16 protein-coding genes are annotated in these 19,313 nt (G+C 74.5%); 8 read left to right on the top strand and 8 right to left on the bottom strand.

What is annotated here, in order from left to right; genetic code table 11:
• Window positions 1-33: 33 nt before the first annotated feature.
• Both Ae505Ps2_RS18010 and Ae505Ps2_RS18005 read right to left on the bottom strand, forming a co-directional pair.
• A complete protein-coding gene (locus Ae505Ps2_RS18010) occupies window positions 34-981 on the bottom strand; it encodes a PDR/VanB family oxidoreductase (RefSeq protein WP_020622507.1) in 948 nt (315 codons plus the stop codon).
• An 87-nt stretch (window positions 982-1,068) separates the two neighbouring features.
• The gene (locus tag Ae505Ps2_RS18005) at window positions 1,069-2,739 is read right to left on the bottom strand and encodes an FAD-binding dehydrogenase (protein ID WP_075311545.1); all 1,671 of its coding nucleotides are present in this window, start codon (window positions 2,737-2,739) and stop codon (window positions 1,069-1,071) included.
• Between the two features lie 215 nt (window positions 2,740-2,954).
• On the opposite strand from Ae505Ps2_RS18005, the gene Ae505Ps2_RS18000 reads away from it, so the two are divergent.
• Together Ae505Ps2_RS18000 and Ae505Ps2_RS17995 are read left to right on the top strand one after the other, a co-directional pair.
• Window positions 2,955-3,920 carry a serine protease gene (locus tag Ae505Ps2_RS18000; protein ID WP_139319293.1) on the top strand — a complete coding sequence of 322 codons (966 nt, stop codon included), beginning with the start codon at window positions 2,955-2,957 and terminating at the stop codon, window positions 3,918-3,920.
• Window positions 3,921-4,045: 125 nt separating this feature from the next.
• A complete protein-coding gene (locus Ae505Ps2_RS17995) occupies window positions 4,046-4,885 on the top strand; it encodes an arsenic resistance protein (RefSeq protein WP_249265291.1) in 840 nt (279 codons plus the stop codon).
• Window positions 4,886-4,898: 13 nt separating this feature from the next.
• Here Ae505Ps2_RS17995 and Ae505Ps2_RS17990 read toward each other — a convergent pair whose 3' ends face one another.
• From Ae505Ps2_RS17990 to Ae505Ps2_RS31280, 4 genes are all read right to left on the bottom strand, one after another.
• Complete coding sequence (locus Ae505Ps2_RS17990; RefSeq protein ID WP_075553800.1) at window positions 4,899-6,098, bottom strand: homogentisate 1,2-dioxygenase; 1,200 nt, start codon at window positions 6,096-6,098, stop codon at window positions 4,899-4,901.
• A complete protein-coding gene (locus Ae505Ps2_RS17980; protein WP_083696394.1) occupies window positions 6,073-7,959 on the bottom strand; it encodes an FAD-dependent monooxygenase in 1,887 nt (628 codons plus the stop codon). The genes Ae505Ps2_RS17990 and Ae505Ps2_RS17980 overlap by 26 nt, the downstream gene beginning before the upstream one ends.
• 39 nt (window positions 7,960-7,998) lie before the next feature.
• Window positions 7,999-8,958 (bottom strand): MBL fold metallo-hydrolase, encoded by a 960-nt coding sequence (locus Ae505Ps2_RS17975; protein ID WP_198932153.1) that lies wholly within the window; start codon window positions 8,956-8,958, stop codon window positions 7,999-8,001.
• A 174-nt stretch (window positions 8,959-9,132) separates the two neighbouring features.
• A complete protein-coding gene (locus Ae505Ps2_RS31280) occupies window positions 9,133-10,452 on the bottom strand; it encodes a MarR family transcriptional regulator (protein ID WP_139318671.1) in 1,320 nt (439 codons plus the stop codon).
• A 213-nt stretch (window positions 10,453-10,665) separates the two neighbouring features.
• Here Ae505Ps2_RS31280 and Ae505Ps2_RS17960 point away from each other — a divergent pair, with 213 nt between their 5' ends.
• The gene (locus Ae505Ps2_RS17960; protein WP_075553799.1) at window positions 10,666-13,179 is read left to right on the top strand and encodes a hypothetical protein; all 2,514 of its coding nucleotides are present in this window, start codon (window positions 10,666-10,668) and stop codon (window positions 13,177-13,179) included.
• 114 nt (window positions 13,180-13,293) lie between these two features.
• Here Ae505Ps2_RS17960 and Ae505Ps2_RS17955 read toward each other — a convergent pair whose 3' ends face one another.
• The gene (locus Ae505Ps2_RS17955; protein ID WP_020628462.1) at window positions 13,294-14,010 is read right to left on the bottom strand and encodes an alpha/beta hydrolase; all 717 of its coding nucleotides are present in this window, start codon (window positions 14,008-14,010) and stop codon (window positions 13,294-13,296) included.
• 167 nt (window positions 14,011-14,177) lie between these two features.
• On the opposite strand from Ae505Ps2_RS17955, the gene Ae505Ps2_RS17950 reads away from it, so the two are divergent.
• The 5 genes from Ae505Ps2_RS17950 (at window position 14,178) to Ae505Ps2_RS17930 (ending at window position 18,671) form a co-directional block, all read left to right on the top strand.
• Window positions 14,178-15,368: an FAD-dependent monooxygenase gene (locus tag Ae505Ps2_RS17950; RefSeq protein WP_043282996.1), complete on the top strand. Its 1,191-nt coding sequence runs from the start codon at window positions 14,178-14,180 to the stop codon at window positions 15,366-15,368.
• 108 nt (window positions 15,369-15,476) lie between these two features.
• On the top strand, window positions 15,477-16,397 hold the full coding sequence (locus tag Ae505Ps2_RS17945; protein WP_020628464.1) for a LysR substrate-binding domain-containing protein: 921 nt from the start codon (window positions 15,477-15,479) through the stop codon (window positions 16,395-16,397).
• Complete coding sequence (locus tag Ae505Ps2_RS17940; RefSeq protein ID WP_020628465.1) at window positions 16,394-17,497, top strand: enolase C-terminal domain-like protein; 1,104 nt, start codon at window positions 16,394-16,396, stop codon at window positions 17,495-17,497. Before Ae505Ps2_RS17945 ends, Ae505Ps2_RS17940 begins: the two co-directional genes overlap by 4 nt.
• 50 nt (window positions 17,498-17,547) lie before the next feature.
• Entirely contained in the window at window positions 17,548-18,387 is an 840-nt protein-coding gene (gene catA, locus Ae505Ps2_RS17935; protein ID WP_075305603.1) for a catechol 1,2-dioxygenase, read from the top strand.
• Entirely contained in the window at window positions 18,387-18,671 is a 285-nt protein-coding gene (locus Ae505Ps2_RS17930) for a muconolactone Delta-isomerase family protein (RefSeq protein WP_020628467.1), read from the top strand. Before catA ends, Ae505Ps2_RS17930 begins: the two co-directional genes overlap by 1 nt.
• Before the next feature lie 388 nt (window positions 18,672-19,059).
• Here the strand turns inward: Ae505Ps2_RS17930 and Ae505Ps2_RS33520 are convergent.
• A partial coding sequence (locus Ae505Ps2_RS33520) for a transposase family protein (protein ID WP_349289830.1) occupies window positions 19,060-19,313 on the bottom strand: 254 nt, incomplete at its 5' end.

The raw sequence follows: 19,313 nt of genomic DNA, 5'->3' as shown, positions 1-19,313 counted from the left end.
CGTTCGGGGCGGGTACGGCTCAGACACGACCCATTAGAGGTCGAGGACCAGGCGCGGGCCGACCGAGCGCGAGACGCAGACGAGCATGCAGTCGGCGGCGGCGCGCTCGTCGTCGTCGAGGACGGAGTCGCGGTGGTCCGGGACACCGGCCAGGACGGTCGTCTCGCAGGTCCCGCAGGTGCCCTGCCGGCAGGAGGACAACACGTCGACGCCGGCGTCGGCGACCGCGTCGAGGACGCTGCGCCCGGGTGGCACGGTCACGTCGGTCCCGCGGCGGGCGAGGTGGACCTCGAACGCGGTGTCGCGGACGGCGCCGGTCGCCCGCGGGACGAAGCGCTCGGTCCGCACGGTGTGCGACGGCCATCCGGCCGTGGCCCGTGCCAGCGCCGCGAGCAGCGGGGCGGGTCCGCAGCCGTAGACCCGGGTGTCCGGCGCGGGCGTGCCCAGGAAGCCGGGCAGGTCGAGCAGCCCCTGTTCGTCCTGGGGGACGGTCCGGACCCGGTCCCCGTGCGCCGCGAGCTCCGCGGTGAACGCCATCGACCCGCGGGTGCGGCCGCCGTAGAGCAGCGCCCAGTCGGCGCCGAGCAGGTCCGCCGTGGCGATCATCGGGAGGATCGGGGTGATCCCGATACCGCCCGCGACGAACAGGTAGCGCGGGGCCGGGACCAGCCCGAAGTTGTTGCGCGGCCCGCCGAGCCCGATCTCGTCGCCGACGGCGAGCCGGTCGTGGACCCAGGCCGAGCCGCCGCGCCCGGCGGCCTCGCGCAGGACGGCGACGCGGTAGCGGTGGGCGTCCCACCGGTCCCCGCACAGCGAGTACTGGCGGGTGTGCCCGCCGGGGAGGACGAGGTCGACGTGCGCGCCGGGGGTCCAGTCCGGCAGCCGCCCGCCGTCGGCGGCGACCAGCTCCAGCGACACCACGCCGTCGGACTCGCGCCGGCGGCCCGCCACCCGGACCGTGCGGTTCTCGGCACCGGTCACCGTTGCTCCCCTCGTCGTCGAGGAGCCGAGCATCCGTCGCGCGACCGCCGCCCGGGAAGGCGGGTCTCGCTCAGTGAGAGACGGGGTTCAGAGGGCCCCGGCGAGGCTGCGTCCGGCGGCGCGGCCGGAGAAGATGCAGCCGCCGAGGAACGTGCCCTCCAGCGCGTTGTACCCGTGCACCCCGCCCCCGCCGAACCCGGCGGCCTCCCCCGCCGCGTAGAGCCCGGGGATCGGCTCGCCGCGGGTGTCGAGGGCTCGGGACTGCAGGTCGGTCTGGATCCCGCCGAGGGTCTTGCGGGTCAGCACGTGCAGCTTCACCCCGATCAGCGGCCCGGCGGCGGGGTCGAGGATCCGGTGCGGCGCGGCGACCCGCCCGATCCGGTCGCCGAGCGAGCGGCGGGCGTTGTGGATGCCCTGGACCTGGGCGTCCTTGCTGTAGGGGTTCGCCAGCTGCCGGTCGCGGGCCTCGATCTGGCCGCGGATCAGGGCCGGGTCGAGCGGCGGGGCGTCGGTGCGGGCGTTCATCCCCGCGACGAGATCGTCGAGGGTGTCGGCGACGACGAAGTCCTCCCCGTGGGTCGTGAACGCCTGGACCGGGCCGGGCGCGCCCCTGCTGAGCAGACGTTCGCGGAGGAAGGCCGCGCGGCGCCCGGAGGTGATGTCGGGGTTCTGCTCCGAGCCCGACAACGCGAACTCCTTCTCGATGATCTTGCGGGTGAGCACGAACCAGGAGTGGTCGTAGGGCGCGATGTCCGGGGTGGTGCGCAGGTGGCGCAGGGTGCCGAGGGTGTCGTAGCCGGGCAGGTACGGCGCGGGCAGCCGCCTGCCCAGCGCGTCGAACCACATCGACGACGGACCGGGCAGGATCCGGATGGCGTGGCCGGGCCAGACCGGGTCCCAGTTCACGACGCCCTCGGTGTAGTGCCACATGCGGTCGCGGTTGACCAGCCGCACGCCCGCGTCGGCGGCGATGTCGAGCATCCGACCGTCCACGTAGGCCGGCACCCCGGTGATCATCGACGACGGCGGCGTGCCCATCCGCTCCGGCCAGTACCGGCGGACCATCTCGTGGTTCGCGCCGATCCCCCCGGTGGCCAGCACCACCGCGGGCGCGGAGAGCGTGAACTCCCCCGTCACGTCGCGGTTGCTGGGGGCCCCGCGCGGCGAGTCGTCCGGGGCGAGGAGGGCACCGCGGACGCCGGTGACGTTGCCGTCGGTGCGGACCAGCTCGTCGACGCGGTGTCGGTGGTGGAAGGTCACGAGCCCGGCCTCGGCGGCGCGCAGCGCGGAGTCGACGAACGGTCCGACGACGCCGGTGCCGGTCCCCCAGCTCACGTGGAAGCGGGGCACGGAGTTCCCGTGGCCGGTCGCGGTGAGGTCGCCGCGCTCGGCCCAGCCGACCGTGGGGAGGAAGGAGATGCCCAGCTCGGTGAGGTAGGAGCGCTTCTCCCCGGCGGCGAACTCGACGTAGGCGCGGGCCCAGCGCGCGGCGTGGGTGTCCTCGTCGTCGAGGCGGTCGAACCCGGCGCTGCCCTGCCAGTCGCTCCAGGCCAGCTCGACCGAGTCGTGCACCCGCATGCGGCGCTGCTCGGGGCTGTCGACGAGGAAGATGCCGCCGAAGGACCACCACGCCTGCCCACCGAGGTCGACGGGTCCCTCCTGGTCGACGACGGCGACCCGGCGGCCCCGCCGGGTCAGCTCGTGCGTGGCGACCAGTCCGGCCAGCCCGGCCCCGACGACGATCACGTCCGCGTCCATCCCACTCCGTTCGTCGCCGGCCCACCGCACCCCGACGGGGCGGCCGGTGGACACAGACGTATCAGATCCGCTCAGATCCGCGCAGGACGACGGGAGACGGGCGGGCCGCCGACCGGGCCGGATTCACAGCACGTCCACAGCGGTCCGCCCGACGGGGCACAGGGGTGCCCTCTACCGTTGATCGGGTCAGCGGAGGTGAGTCGAGGGAGGTGGACGTGCGGACCGACCCCCGGCCCCGTGACGGCCGGTCCCGCCCGCGGTGGCGCCTGCCGGGACTGCTGGCCGCCGCGCTCGCGGCGTCCGCCGCCCTCGTGCTCACGGTTCCGTCGTGGACGCCCGCGCCGCCGCCCCAGGTCGCGACCGCGGCGTCGGCCACGGCGGCCGGTTCCGCCGCCACCCCGGCTCCGCCGACCTCCGCGCCGGCCCCGGCCGGTACCCCGGCCCCGGTAGGCCCGGCGACGGTCGCGCCCGCCGGGCCCGCCGTGCCCGGACCGTCCCTCCCGGTCGTCACCGGTGCCGACGGCACGCCGGTGGCGCGGCCCGCGACCGGCGCCCTGTTCGACGGCCCGGCCGACGACCCCGGCGACCACTTCTGCTCCGGCTCGGTGGTCGAGTCCGCCACGGGTGACCTGGTCGTGACCGCCGCGCACTGCGTCGCCGACGGCGACGGCACGCCGGCCAGGACGGGCATGAGCTTCGCCCCCGGCTACGACGACGGCACCGCCCCCTTCGGCTACTGGACCGTCACCGCCGCCGCGGTCCCCCCGGGCTGGCTGGAGAGCGGCGATCCCGACTCCGACGTCGCGTTCCTGACCGTCTCACGGCCGGACGGACCGCCGATCCAGCAGGTCACCGGCGCCTACCGGATCGCCTTCGGCGCGCCGGGCACCGACGGCGACGACACCCCGGTGACCGCGGTCGGCTACAACGACGGCGACGACGACGCGACGACGGTGTCGGGCACCGCCGGGACGCTCGACGAGGACCAGTGGCAGCTCGACCAGCCCGGCCTGGACCAGGGCGCCAGCGGCGGCCCGTGGCTGACCGGCCCGGACGACTCGGAGATCCTGGCCGTCACCGGTGGCTACCAGCAGGGCGGGGACTCCCCCGACGTCTCCTACGGCGCCGACCTCGGCCCCGCCGCGCAGGCGGCGTACCGCTCGGCCGGGGGGACCGACTGAGCCGGCTCGTCGCGTGGTGGGACCGTCAGCAGGTCCCGCTGTACCTGGCCGCGATCCTCGCCGGGGCGCTCCTGGGTCTCGCCGTCCCGTGGGCCGCGCCCGCGCTCGGGGCCTCGGTCACCCCGGTGCTCGCGCTGCTGCTGTTCGCGACGTTCCTCGCGGTCCCGCTGGTCGACCTGGCTCGGGCGTTCACCGGCGCCCGTTTCCTGGTCACCGTGCTCGTGGCGAACTTCGTGCTGCTCCCGCCGGTCGCGTTCGGGCTGTCCTCGTTCGTCGCCGACGACCGCGGCCTGCTCCTGGGGGTCCTGCTCGTCCTGCTCACCCCGTGCGTCGACTACGTCGTCGTGTTCACCGGGCTCGCCGGTGGCGCGCGGGCGCAGCTGCTCGCGGCGACACCGCTGCTCATGGTGGCCCAGCTCCTGCTGCTGCCCGGCTACCTGTGGCTGGCCGCCGGGCCGGAGGCGCTCGCCGTGGTCGAGGTCGGGCCGTTCGCCGAGGCGTTCGTGGTGCTGGTCCTGCTGCCGCTGGCCGCGGCGGCGCTGGTGCAGGTGCTGCACCGGCGACGGCCGGACGGGCGGGTCGCCCGGGTCGAGGGCGCCGCCGCCGGGGCGATGGTGCCGCTCATGGTGGCGACCCTGGCCCTGGTCGTCGCGTCGCAGATCGCCGACGTCGGCGCGCAGGCCCTCACCCTGCTGCGGCTGGTCCCGCTCTACACCGCGTTCGCCGTCGCGGCGGTCGTCGTCGGCCTGCTCGCCGCCCGGGTGGCGTGCCTGGACGTCCCCGCCACCCGCGCGACGGTGTTCTCGGCGACGACCCGCAACTCCCTGGTCGTGCTGCCGCTCGCGCTCGCCCTGCCCGGCCCGCTCGCCCTCGCCCCGCTGGCCGTCGTCACCCAGACCCTGGTCGAGCTCGTCGCCCTGGTGGTGCTGGTGCGGCTGGTGCCGGTGCTCGTCCCCGCCCGGTGAGCCGGCGGCCCCGTCAGCTGCCGGGGCCGCGACCCGCCCAGCTCCACGCGTACGACGGGTCCTCACAGGCCCGCCCGCCCTCGCCGAGGGCCAGCGGCCGGAACGTGTCGACCATGACCGCGAGCTCGTCGAAGGACTCCGCCCCGAGTGCCCGCTCGACCGCGCCGGGCTGCGGGCCGTGGCTGTGCCCGCCCGGGTGCAGCGAGATCGAGCCCTGCCCGATCCCGGAGCCCTTGCGGGCCTCGTAGTCGCCGCCGCAGTAGAACATGACCTCGTCGGAGTCCACATTGGCGTGGTAGTAGGGCACCGGCACGGCCAGCGGGTGGTAGTCGACCTTGCGCGGCACGAAGTTGCAGATCACGAAGTTCTGGCCCTCGAAGACCTGGTGCACCGGCGGCGGCTGGTGCACCCGCCCGGTGATCGGCTCGAAGTCGGCGACGTCGAACGTGTACGGGTACAGGCAGCCGTCCCAGCCGACGACGTCGAACGGGTGGGTGGGCACCACGTAGCGGGTGCCGGTGATCCCGTGCGGCCCCCCGCGGTGCTTCACCAGCACCTCGACATCGGTGTCCTCGACGAGCAGCGGCTCGGTGGGACCGTGCAGGTCGTGCTCGCAGTACGGGGCGTGCTCGAGCAGCTGGCCGTGACGCGACAGGTACCGCGCCGGCGGGGTGATGTGCGACGACGCCTCGATCGCGTAGGCGCGCAGCGGCTCGGACCCCGTCGGCACCCACCGGTGGGTCGTCGCCCGCGGGAGCACCACGTAGTCGCCCTGGCCTGCCTCCAGGGCACCGAACACCGTCTCGACGGTCGCCGAGCCCGACTCCAGGTAGACGACCTCGTCGCCGACGGCGTTGCGGTAGAGCGGGCTGACCTCCCCCGCGACGACGTAGGAGATCCGCACGTCGGCGTTGCCGAGCACCAGCCGGCGCCCGGTGACGACGTCGACCGACTTCCAGTCCGGCGATTCGAGGTCGTGCAGCATCAGGTGCCGCGGCACGAGCGGCCGGTTCTCGGTCAGCGACTGGTCGCCCGGGTCCCAGGGGGTGGCGTCGACGATCGCCGACGGGACGCCCACGTGGTAGAGCAGCGAGGAGTCCGAGGAGAAGCCCTCCTCCCCCATCAGCTCCTCGCGGTACAGCCCGCCGTCGAGGCGTCGGTGCTGGGTGTGCCGCTTCGGCGGGACGTCACCGGCTCGCCTGTAGTACGCCATCGTGGCCCTCCTCCGGTCCGGTCGATGTCGGTCTCCGCCCCGGTGCCCGCCTCGGCGCCCGCCCCGGCGCCGGCCGCGGGGACGACGGCCCCGTCGGTGGCCCGGGCGGCATCGGAGGCGGGGTCGGTCGCGCGGTCGTGCCGCGGGCGGTCGCGCGGGCGAGGGCGGCCGCGACGTCGTCGCGGGTCGGGGCGGGGAGCACGGCGGCGACGTGGGCGTCCGGGCGGAGCAGCCACACCTCGTCGGGCCGGGCGGCCAGGGCCGCGGTCACCGTCGGGCCGGCTCCGTCCCCCGCGGGGGCACCGGCTCCCGCTCCGGCCGGGTCGGCAGCGGATCCAGGGCCGGCTCCCGCTCCGGCACCGGCGGCTCCCCCGGTGACGGCGGGGTCGGTGTCGGTGTCGGGGTCGCCGTCCAGCTCCGCGAGGGCGAGCACGCGGACCGGGCCGGGCGCCGCGGACGCCGCCGCGGTGACCGCGTCCGCGTCGGCCAGCGGCCCGGTGAGCAGCAGGAACCCGTCGCGGGCGAGCGCGCGCAGCCGTCCCGGGCCGGCCGGGGTGCGGACCGGGACATCGGGGACGAGCACGCCGGGCCCCGCGGGCGGGACCTCGCCGCGGGCGGGGCGCCCGGCGAAGGGACGACGGGCGTCGGCGGTGGTCAGCGGGGAGTCGACGTACCAGAACGGCTCGGACAGCCGGCCGGAGTCGACCCGCGCCCTGGCCCCGGGGTCGGTCGCCGCCGCGGCGAGGACCTCGGAGCGGGCACGCACCTGCTCGGCGCTGCGCGGGACCAGGAAGTCCATCGTCGCGGTGGTCACGGCCACGTTCTCCCGTGCCGCCGCGTGACGCTCGGCGTGGTAGCTCTCCAGGAGCTCCTCCGGTGCCCAGCCGTGACCGACCCAGGCGATCTTCCAGGCGGCGTTCTCCGCGTCGGCGACGCCGGAGTTCAGGCCGCGGGCACCGAACGGGGACACCAGGTGCGCGGCGTCGCCCGCCAGCAGGACCCGGCCGCACCGCATCCGGTCCACCACCCGCGAGTGGAACCGGTAGACCGAGGACCAGACCACCTCGTGGTCGACGTCCCCGATGACCGCCCGGATCCGGGCGTCCAGCGCGCCGGACGCGGTCTCGGCGTCGAGGTCGTACCCGGCCGGGACCTGCCAGTCGATCCGGTACGTCGAGTCCGGGCAGGGGTGGACCAGCACCTGGCGGCCAGGGTTCGCGGCCGGGTCGAAGTGGAAGCGGCGCTCGGCCGCCCACCCCGGGAGGTCGGCGCGGACGTCGCAGATCAGGAAGCGGTCGTCGAAGCTGGTGCCCTCGAAGGTGACCCCGAGCAGCTCCCGCAGCGCATCACCGCGGGCGCCGGCACAGACGACCAGGAAGCTCCCCGCGACCCGGCCACCGTCGTCGACGGTGACCGTGACGCCGTCGGCGGTCTGCTCGACACCGACGACGTCGTGTCCCCAGCGCAGGTCCACCAGTGTCTCGTCGGCGATCCGCTCGTCGAGGATCTCCTCGGTGCGGGCCTGGGAGAGGTTCACGAAGGGTGGGAAGGCGGGCCGCCCCGGCTCGGCGACGGTGTGGGCGAACAGCTCGGTGTCGCGGTGGAAGGTGCGCGCGGTGGTCCAGGTGACGCCCTCGTCGGCGATCCGGCGGCCGGCGCCGACGGACTCCCACACGTCGAGGACGTCGCGCTGCTGGCAGATCGCCTTCGATCCGACCCGGTCCCGCTCCGGGCGGCGGTCCAGCACGACCGTCGGGACGCCGTGGCGGGCCAGCAGCAGCGCGGCGGTCTGCCCGACCGGCCCGGCACCGAGCACCAGGACCGGCGACGACGGCCAGGTCGGCGCGGCGGACCTCGACACGACGGACCTCGACACGGCTGCTCTCCCCTCTCCGGCTCCTCAGCCCTGCAACCTCGCCCAGACCTCCTGGTCGCGCTCCGCGGTCCAGATCACCGGACGCTCCACACCGGACAGCTCGTCCCACAGCCGGGAGACGTCGAACGGGAGGCAGTGCTCGAAGATCGGCCAGTGCCCGTAGTCGTCGACGAGTGCGGCGTGGGTGGCCTCGAACGCCTCCTTCAGCGTGCCGCCGCGCCCCTGCACCGCGCCGACCTCCCGGATCATGACCTGCAGGAACCCACGGGTCTGGGCGATCGCGGCGTCGACCTCGGCGCGCCCGCGGCTGACCGCGCCGCGCCCGCCGACGAGCTGCTCGGCGCCGAGCGCGGCGAGCCGGTCGAGGGTCTCGCCCGCCCAGTCGCGGTGGAACGCGTCCCCGGTGTAGAGCGCGGCCCGGGCCTCGACGAGGTCACCGGCGAACAGGATCCGGTGCCGCGGCAGCCAGGCGGTGATGTCGCCCTCGGTGTGGCCGCGACCGTGGAACTGCAGCACCAGCTCGCCGCGGTCCCCGCCCAGGTCGATGGTGAGCCGGTCGGCGAAGGTCAGCGTCGGCCAGGTCAGTCCGGGCACGGAGTCGGCGGCCTCGGCGAGCCGCGGCATCCGCGCGAACTCCGAGGCCCAGTCCTCCATGCCACGCTCGGCGATCAGGGCCGCAGTCGCCTCGTGCGCGACGACGGTCTGCGCGTCGAACGCGCTCGCGCCCAGCACCCGGACCGCGTGGTAGTGCGACAGCACGAGGTGGCGGACCGGCTTGTCGGTGTGCTCGCGCAGCATCGCGAGCCACCTCCGCGCGGCGACCGGGGTGGCGAGGGCCTCGAAGCAGACGAGGAAGTCCTCCCCCTCGATCGCGCCGATGTTCGGGTCGCCCTCGGCGGTGAGGGCGTAGACGCCGTCCGCGAGCACATCGAGGGTCTGCTCCTTGGCAGCGGTGTCGGCGGAGGAGGCGAAGGGCTTGGCCACGGCAGGTGTCCTCTCGGCAGCCGGGAGACACCGGCGGCGACCGTGGCGTCCCCTCATCGGGACCTGTGACCGGCCGGACCTGCCCGACGATCAAAGGTTGAAGCACTTGTCCGGAACCGTAGAGGGCCGCGGGGCCCGGCGCCAGGGCCGATCCGGCGGCGCGCGCCGAGCGGTTCAGGTCCGCCGGTTGATCCAGTCCGCCCGGTGCGCGGCCCGGGAGAGGCGGACCAGCAGGGTGTTGAGCGTCGCGAGGTCGACGGCGCCGAGCAGCGCCGCCCACTCCGACTCGCGACGGTTGTGGGTCCCGAACGCGGCGACCAGCCGCTCGGCACCGGCGTCGGTCAGGGACAGGTGCACGGTCCGCCGGTCCCCGGCGGCGGGCGTGCGCCGGACGAGCTCCCCGGCGGCGAGGGTGTTGGCCAGGCTGGACACCGCGGCCCGGCTCATCCCGCACAGCTCCGCCGCCCGGCCCGCCTCCTGCCCGCCCGCGACCCAGAGTGTGAACAGCAGCCGGAACGCCGACCAGCTCCATCCCGCGGGGCGGTGGACGGTCGACTCGAGGTCGTAGACCAGGGAGCTCGTGAGCCGGTGCAGGTTCAGCACCAGCGCCATGGCCGCGCGGTCGGTGCCGGGGAGGCGCTCGCCGGTGCGGGCGAGGGCGACGTCGGTGAAGGCGAGGAACCCGTCCCCGCCGCCGTTCCCGCTGTCATTCCCGCTGTCGTTCCCGCTGCTGTTCCCGCTGCTGTTCCCGCCGCCGTCGGCTCGGTCCTGCGCGACCGGCGACCGGTCCGACGACCGCACCCCGGCTCCCGGCGGACCCCCGCCCGGCCCGGCGGTCCCGATCCGGGCCGGGCCGTCGCCGAGCCCCGCGAGGAACGCCGCGACCACCTCGCGCGCCGCCGATCCCGCGCCACCCGACCCCGGCGACGTCCCCCTTGCACCGGTCCCCGGCGTCGCCGCCGCCCCGTCCGGCCCGAGCGCCGACCCCGGTCCGCCGGGCCCCGGCGCGGCCAGCGCCTGCACCCCGTGGAGCAGCGCCAGCAGCTGCTCCACGAGCACCCCGTCCGGCGCCGGGGCGACGATCTCGCCCGCCCGCCGCGCCTCGTCGATCCGGGCCGCCAGCCGGACCCGCCACCGCGCGGTCACCTCGGCGAGGACCGCGGCCGGCCCTGCCCCGGACGCCGCGACCCGGGCGAACGGCGTCCCGGTGTGCGCGGTGACCTCGTCGCAGAACACCCGCAGTGCCGGGAGCCCGGCCAGCCCGGCCGTGCGCTGCGCCACCCGGGCGTCGAGGCCGTCGAGCGCCCGCCGGAAGGCGTACTCCACGATCGCGGCGCGGCCGGCGAAGTAGTGCCCGGGGGCCCCGTGCGCGACCTCCAGCGCCGCGCTGACGTCCCGCAGCGTGACCGCGTCCGGGCCGTGCTCGGCGATCAGCCGCCAGGCGGCGTCGGCGATCTCGCCCCGGCGCTGCTCGTGGTCCACCCGCTTCGGCACGGCCGCTCCTCGTGGTAGCTCACCGTTTTTCTACACGAGGAGAAACATAGGTGCGCATCCAGATCCCGACGGTCCTAGTCCATTCGGGCTAACGATAAGTGGTCGTCGCACGTCACCGGGGTCGCAGTGGATCAGTTGAGGTGGGCAACGGGGCCGCTCGAACCCCGTTGCGCAGCGAGGCGCGACCGGGCGGCACCGGTGGAAGGCTCCCCGATGAAGAAGACGAAGCGAGCCGCCGTCGCGCTCGTCGTCGCCGGCCTGCTCGCCGGTGCGGCGGTCGGTGCCGGGTCGGCGCTCGCGGCGCCGGACGCGCGGGCGGACACGGCGGGTCCCGACCTGCTGCGCGCCCCCGCCGTCGACGCGCCCCAGCTGCAGAACACCGGCATCTGGTCCGCCGACCCGATCGGCATCTGCATGACCAGCGCCTACCGCCACGGCGAGTACGTGCACCAGGGCTGCGTCTACGACGACGAGGGCGGCGGCAACCAGTACCGCTGGCCCAACGACACCCTGCTGCGCAACTACACCTACCCCGAGAACGCCGCCTACCGGCGCAACGCCGCGGACATCCTCGAGGTCCGCGCGAAGCCGCAGGACGACGCGACCGCGTTCCGGGTCACGATGAACACGATGACCGACCCGGGGCTGCTCGGCCTGACCCTCGCCCTCGGCGGCTCGGACACCCCGCGCGAGGCCCCGCACGGCGCGAACACCGTCATGCCGGCCCAGCTGTTCGTGACGGTGCACGGCAACGAGGGCGACATCGTCGACGCGGCCACCGGGCGGACCCTGCCGGACGCGCCCGAGGTGCACGTCGACCTCGAGCGACGCCAGGTCGAGATCCGGGTGCCGCACTCCGCGTGGGACCCCGCCGACGGGACGCAGCGCCTCGCCGCCGCGGCCGGGCTGTGGGACCGCGACGCCGACGCCTACCTCGTCCCGCAGGTCACCGCGGACGAGTCCCACCCCGGCGGCGCGGTCCTCGGCGACCCGACGCCGTCGGCGTTCTTCGACGCGGCGTTCCGCTTCCACGAGCCCTTCGAGGCGCCCTACCGCAACAACGACCAGAAGCGCGCGATCGCGAACGGCGACCTGTCGGAGTTCTTCGCCGACGTCGACTTCGGCAAGCTCCGCGCCGGTGCCGACGACGAGTCCGGCGTCCCCACCTCCGGCTACGTGACCCGCGTGTTCGCCTCGCACTCGGAGAAGGAACAGGGCCGACGGCTGCCGTCGGACCCGGGTGGGCCCGCACCGGGCACCGGCCTGCAGCAGGGCGGCATCGCCACCGGCTCCGGCGAGGGCTCCGGCGACCAGCGGCCGAGCGCGTCGTTCGGCTACCCCTGCCGCGACGACTGCGTCCCCGACCTGCCGGGCCGCATGCAGCGCTACACGGTCTACGTCCCCGAGGCCCCCGCGCCGTCGCACGGCTACGCCTCGCTGCTCTGGACCCAGGGCTACGCGCTGCGCCCCGGCGACGACGTCGCCGGCGACCGTGACCTCTACCGGCAGTTCGCCGACCGGCCGGGCGACCCCACGATGGTGATCGACGTCGACTTCCGCGGCGCCGACAACTGGGGCTACGGCGAGGGCGGCGCGATCGTCTTCGAGGCGCTGGCCGACGCCCGTCGCCACTACGACCTCGACCGCGAGCGCACCGCGATGGGCGGCTTCTCCTCCGGCGCCTACACCGCGAACAAGCTGTCGCTGACCTTCCCCGACGTGTTCAACAAGGCCTTCATCTGCGACGGGCTGAACGTGGCCCCCTCGCTGCCGGGCGTCAACGGGGTGGCCGACGAGCTGGCCGAGGCCGGCGTCGACACCGTCACCAAGCACGAGCCCGGGTCGAAGATCTCCGAGCTGCTGCCCAGCCGGCGCAACCAGCCGGTGATGGAGTGGGCCGGGGTCAACGACGACTTCATCCCCTACCCCATCACCCGCGAGCGGGCCGACCTCTACAAGGCCGGGGACTACGACTACGAGTTCATCAGCCACGTCGGCCTCGCCGCCGAGCACCTCGTGATGTGCAAGAACGGCATGTGGGACCTGGCCGCCCGCTGGATGGGCGACGAGCCCCGCGCGGTCGACCCGCCGCACGTCACCTACGTGCGCAACCCCCTCATGGACGACCCGGAGGCCGGCCTCGTCGGGGACCACGCCTACTGGCTGTCGGGCATCCAGAGCCGCGACCCGCACGAGCTGGGCGCGATCGACGTGGTCACCCGGGGGCAGGGCCGTGCTGAGGCGCCGGTCCCGGCGGCCGGTCAGGAGGTCGGGCAGGTCGAGGGGACCTTCTCGCCGGTCAACCCGTACCTGCGGGAGTTCCGCCACCTCGACGCGCCGGTGGACGCCGACGCCGAGAACGTGCTGGAGATCCGCTCGGCCGGGGTCGGCACCGTGACCGTCGACCCGGAGCGCGCCGGGGTGGGCTGCGACGCCCGCCTCGACGTGCACACCGACGGCCCGTTGACCGTCATGCTCGACGGCTGCGACCGGACCGAGTCCTTCGACGGCAACGACTCCGGTGGGCTGGCGAAGCCCGCGACGTTCGCGCCGGTCGACCCGCTCGAGCCGGTGGGCAACCCGCTGCAGGGCACCCCGCTCCCGCCGGAGGTGGGCAACGTCCCGCAGGCCCCGCTGCAGGGGCTCCCGCCGCTGCGGTTCCCGCCGAACCAGCTCGGCCAGGACCCCGCGCCCGGTGACGGCGCGCAGGAGTCCCCGACCGGCTGACCCCGGCCGCACGCGAACGGCCCCTCGTACGAACGTCTCGTACGAGGGGCCGTTCGTGCGCACGCCTCGTGTAGGGCGCCCGCGTGGGGCGCCGTGCGCGAGGCGCCGCGGGGGTCAGGCCTTCAGCAGTGCCTCGGCGAGCCCCTCGGCGGCGGTGAAGCAGCCTTCGTGGCTGCCGGGCGCGCTCACCGGCGTGACGCCGAGCCGGGCCGCGAAGCGGTCCCAGCCGTACTCGCCGGGTGGAAGCGCGACGTCGTCGGTGGACAGCACGTAGGACACCGGCACCCCCAGGGCCGCCGGGTCGAGCGGTTCCACGGTCTCGGTGAAGTACTGCATCGGGTGCGGCACGAGCAGCTCGTGCACCAGCTTCTGCGCCTCCTCACCCGCGTCGTTCATGAAGGCCTCCTGCCACACCGGCAGCGGGAGCGCGACGGTGTTGTTGCCCGACGCCGCGGCCTGGGCGTCGAACAGCTCCCGGTAGGCCGGCGGGACCTCGTCGTAGAGCGAGCGGCCCGCGGCCGGGACGAACGCGCTCCAGTAGACGAGCTTCCGCAGCCGCGACGCGACCCGGTGCGCCGCACCGGTGATCACGTAGCCGCCCCAGCTGTGCCCGACCAGCGTCACGTCGGACAGGTCGGCGGACTCGATCAGGTCCACCACGGCGTCGACGGTGTCGGACAGGTGCAGGGCAGTGGGGTCGTCGCCGTCGGCGAGCCCGGGGAGGGTGGGGGTCAGCACGCGGTGTCCTGCCGCACGCAGTCGCTCGGCGACCGGGCGCCAGGCCCAGCCGCCGTGCCACGCGCCGGTCACCAGCACGAACGTCTCGGACATCGATCACTCCTCGTCGAGTTCGGAACGGGGTCGGGTCCCCTCGGCGAGTGATCGTGGCCGACCCCGGACCCCCGGTGAAGGGGCCGAGGGGGTCGTGCCGAAAGCGGTCCCGACTGAGACGATCCGTAGAGGAATCAGGGCCCGGTATCCGTGTCAGGATCACAGTCATGGACGAATCAGTGGTGATCGTCGGTGCCGGGATCGGGGGCCTGTCGCTGGCCCTCTCGCTGCACGCCCGCGGCGTCCGGGTCACCGTGCTCGAACGCGCGGCCGAGCTGCGCGAGGTCGGTGCGGCCGTGGCGCTGTCGGCGAACGGGCTGCGCCCGCTGGACGAGCTGGGTCTGCTGGGCGAGCTGGAGAAGGTCGCGGCGCAACCGACCGAGCTCATCCACCGCGGCTGGCGCGACGACGAGCGGGTGTCCGCCTTCCCGGTCGGGATCGACGGCAGCTACCGGCGCCGCTTCGGCGCCCCCTACCTGGGCATCCACCGCGCGGAGTTCCAGCGTGTCCTGGCCGGTGCCTGCCCGGAGGGCATGGTCCGCCTCGACTGCGAGGTCACCGCGGTCGACCCGGACGGCACCGTCACCCTCGCCTCCGGTGAGCAGCTGCGCGCCGCGGTCGTGGTCGGCGCCGACGGCGTGCACTCCCGTGTCCGGTCGGTCGTCGACCCCGATGCCCGACCGCGCTACACCGGGACCTCGGCCTTCCGCGGGATCGTCGACGTCGCAGACGCGCCGCTGCTGCCTGATCCCGGCGCGATCCAGTTCTGGATGGGCCCGGACGCGCACGTGCTGCACTACGCGATCGGCGCGCACGCCGAGCAGATCAACTTCTTCGCCGTGCTGGAGGGACCGGAGCCGTGGACCGGCGGTGCCGGCCCGACCGAGACCGACCCGGGGACCCTGGAACGGGCCTTCGCCGGCTGGGCGCCGGGCGTGGTGCAGATGCTGACCGCGGTGCCGCAGTCCCCGCACTGGCCGCTCTACACGCTGCCCCCGATGACGCGCTGGTCCCGCGGCCGCGTCGTCCTCCTCGGCGACGCCGTGCACACGATGCTGCCGCACCACGGCCAGGGCGCGAACCAGTCCATCGAGGACGCCGCGGTGCTCGCCGACCTGCTCGCCGCCCCCGGCGCTCTCGACGGCGACCACGCCGAGGCGTTCGACCGCTACCAGCGGCTGCGCCGGGCACGGACCCGGTCGATCCAGCGCAGCTCCCTGGTCACCAGCGGGCTGCTGCACCTGCCCGACGGCCCCGAGACCGACGCCCGCAACGCGGGACTGGCCGGGCTGGACCCGTGGCTCACCTGGATCCACGGCGTCGACGCGCGGGCCGACACCCGACCCGTCCCGGCCTGACCATCATTCAGCTGTCGAAGCTCTCAATCGGGCGCTGTCCGGTCTTTGTGTCTACAGAGTCGCACGCCTACCGTGAGGCGACGCGCCGGGCCGAGGGAGGTGACGGGCATGGATCTGCGGCAGCTCCGCTACTTCGTGGCGGTCGCGGAGACGCGGCACTTCGGCCGCGCCGCCGAGCGGCTGCACATGGCCCAGTCCCCGCTCTCCCAGGCCATCCGCCAGCTCGAGAGCCAGGTCGGCGCCACCCTGTTCGAGCGCACCACCCGCCGGGTCGACCTGACGCCGGCGGGGGCGTCGCTGCTGGAGGACGCGCGGCGGATCCTGGCCGGTGTCGAGGACGCGCGGCGCCGCGTCGAGCAGGTCGCCGCCGGCACCGAGGGCGTGGTGACGGTCGGTGCCACCGACCTCGCCGCCTACCGGCTGCTGCCCCGGCTGGCCCGGGTCGCCGCCCGCCGGATGCCGGGCGTCTCGCTGCGGTTCCTGCCCGGGCTGCTCACCGCGGCCCAGGAGGACGCGCTCGACGAGCGTCGCATCGACCTGGCCGTACTGCGTCCGCCGGTGGTGCGCCCGGAGATGTCGGTCCGCCCGATCGCCCAGGAGCGGCTGATCGCGGCGCTGCCCGCCACCCACCGGCTCGCCGGGGCGGGGACGGTCACCCTGGCCGAGCTCCGGGGCGACGACTTCGTCGCCTACGGCGCCCCCGGCTCGGTGGTCGACTCGGTCGCCACCCAGGGATGCCTGGACTCCGGCTTCCTCCCGCGGCGCCGCACCGAGGCCCGCGACACCCCGATCCTACTCACCCACGTCGCCGCCGGTGCCGGGGTCGCGCTGCTGCCCGAGTCGGTGCGCGCCCTGGGCACCGAAGGCGTCGTCTACGCCGACCTGGACCGCGAGCTGCGCGTCGACCTGGCCCTGGCCTGGCGCACCGACGACGACTCCCCCGCCCTCGTCCGGCTGCTCGACGTGCTCGCCGAGCGCGCGCACGAGCTGGACCCCCGCCCTGCCACCGTCCCCGGAGGACCGCAGTGAAGATCGTGGCCGTCGAGGCGATCCCGTTCGCCGTGCCCTACCGCAAACCACTGCGGTTCGCCTCCGGTGAGGTGCACACCGCCGACCACGTGCTGGTCCGGGTGCACGCCGAGGACGGCGTCGTCGGCGTCGCCGAGGCCCCACCCCGCCCCTACACCTACGGAGAGACCCAGGCCTCCATCCGCGCGGTGGTCGACACCGTGTTCGCCCCGGAGATCGTGGGCCTGAGCGTCTTCGAGCGGGAACGGATCCACGCCGTCCTCGACCGCACGATCGGCAACCCGACCGCGAAGGCCGCGATCGACATGGCCGTCTGGGACGTCATCGGCCGCCGGCTCGGTGTCGGCGTCTCCGAGCTGCTCGGCGGGTACACCGACCGGATGCGGGTCTCGCACATGGTCGGCTTCGCCCCCGACGACGTGATGGTCGCCGAGGCCCTGCGGATGCGCGACGAGCACGGCGTCACCACCTTCAAGGTCAAGGTCGGCCGCCGCCCCGTCACCCTCGACACCGGCGCCTGCCGTGCGCTGCGTGAGGCACTGGGGCCCGACGTCGAGCTCTACGTCGACGGCAACCGCGGCTGGACCGCGTCCGAGGCCGCACGGGCCCTGGACGAGATGGCCGACCTCGGCCTGACCCTGTCCGAGGAGCTCATGCCCGCCGACCAGGTGCTCGGACGCCGCTGGCTCACCGCTCGCACCACGGTCCCGACCGTCGCCGACGAGTCCGCGACCCGGCCCGGCGAGGTGACCCGCGAGCTGCTCGACGGCGCCGCCACCATGATCAGCATCAAGACCGCGCGGACCGGGTTCACCGGCTCGCAACGGGTGCTGCACCTGTGCGAGGGACTCGGCACCGAGGTGGTCATGGGCAACCAGATCGACGGGCAGCTCGGCACGGCCTGCACGGTCGTCTTCGGCGCGGCGCACCGGCAGACCAGCGCCCGCGCCGGTGAGCTGTCGAACTTCCTCGACATGACCGACGACCTGCTCACCGAGCCGCTGCGGATCAGCGGCGGCGAGCTGCGCGTCCCCGGCGGGCCCGGGATCGGCGTGGACGTCGACCCCGACAAGCTCGCCCACTACCGCACCGACACCTGACCACCCGCACGCCGAGACCGAACGACCCCGCCCCACCACAGGAGTAGGACATGACCGAGACCGCCACCGCCGCCGGCTCCGGCGCGAACGCCACCGCCACCTTCGCGAAGAAGGAGCGCGCCGGCGCCGCCGCCGATCCGGCCCGGGTGTCCGCCATCGCCACCGACACGCTGCAGGCCCTGCACGAGGTCATCCGCAAGCACCAGGTGACCTACGCCGAGTACGACGCGCTCAAGGCCTGGCTGATCCAGGTCGGCGCCGACGGCGAGTGGCCGCTGTTCCTCGACGTGTTCGTCGAGCACGTCGTGGAGGAGGTCGCCAACGCCGACCGCCGCGGCGCCGTCGGCACCATCGAGGGCCCCTACTACGTCCCGGGTGCCCCGGTCATCGAGTCCGGGACCGCGATGCCGATGCGGCCCGGCGAGAAGGGCACCCCGCTGCTGTTCCAGGGCACCGTCACCGACCTCGACGGCGCCCCGATCGCCGGCGCGACGGTCGACCTGTGGCACGCCGACGACGAGGGCTACTACTCCCAGTTCGCCCCCGGCATCCCCGAGTGGAACCTGCGCGCGGTCATCCACACCGGCGACGACGGGCACTTCGCGTTCCGCACCATGCAGCCCGCGCCGTACCAGATCCCGACCGACGGCTCGACCGGCGCGTTCATCTCCGCGGCCGGCTGGCACCCGTGGCGCCCCGCGCACCTGCACCTCAAGGTGTCCGCGCCCGGCAAGCAGCTCGTCACCACCCAGCTGTACTTCGACGGCGGCGACTACGTCGCCGACGACGTCGCCCAGGCCGTGAAGCCGGAGCTGATCCTGCGCCCCGGCCCGGCCGCCGACGGCACCGGCAACGAGGTCACCTACGACTTCGCGCTGGACCCCGCCTGATGGCCCGCTTCGCCGTGCGGATGGAGGTCGACCTCCCCGCCGACATGGACGCCGAGGCGAAGGCCGACCTGCTCGCACGGGAGAAGGCCTGGTCGCAGCAGTGGCAGCGCTCGGGTGAGTGGGTGAGCATCTGGCGCTGCGTCGGCGAGTACGCCAACCTGTCGATCTTCGAGGTGCGCGACAACGAGCAGCTCCACGAGATCCTCTGGGGGCTGCCGCTGTTCCCCTACATGACCATGCAGGTGACCCCGCTGGCCACGCACCCGTCGGACATCCACGCCTGAGACCCCGCGGGGGCGCCCGGGCCCGGTGACGGGCGCCCCCGCGCATTCCCGGTCAATTCCTGACCATTCCTTTACCGGAACCGGGAGACGCTCTTCACGGTCGCGCCGAACGGTCGTCCGACGCCCGCCGCACCGGACGACGCGTTCACCGGACGACGGCCGGCGAACCGCAGGAGAGGCTCTCCGAACTGCTGCCGGACAACGGCGCCGGCCGGCTGGAACTCCTCCAAGAGCAGATAACCAACACGTAAAGCAACCGGACTTCTCGCCCGGTGGACAACGGGCGAAGAATGCGTGACGCGCCGTGCGTCGTCGAACTGGAAAGGGCACACCCGGATCGGGGGTGTTCATTCCACGGGTTAGTGAGGTGTTCTCAGTAGCGGGTTGATCATGTCGTGCGGTCGTACTCGGTGTGGAGTAGTACGAGCGCAGCTGCGGTGATCGCGCCGGTGCGCCAGGGACATAGCGTGACTCGCCGCAACGCGGCGAAGGTGGTCTTGAGCAGGGCGTTTCCGCGTTCGGCCAGAGCACGAAGGGCTGAGTGCAGGGTGTTGACGGTGCGCTGGTTGACCGTCTGCCCGCGGCCGGGGGCGAGTTTGATGGGCACGGTGAGCCGGTCGGCTTCGCCTTCGTAGCCGAGGT

This window comes from Pseudonocardia sp. Ae505_Ps2 (assembly GCF_001932425.1).
GTDB lineage: Bacteria > Actinomycetota > Actinomycetes > Mycobacteriales > Pseudonocardiaceae > Pseudonocardia.
The sequence above is the reverse complement of the archived record's forward strand: the minus strand, read 5'-3'. Positions and strand labels throughout refer to the sequence as shown.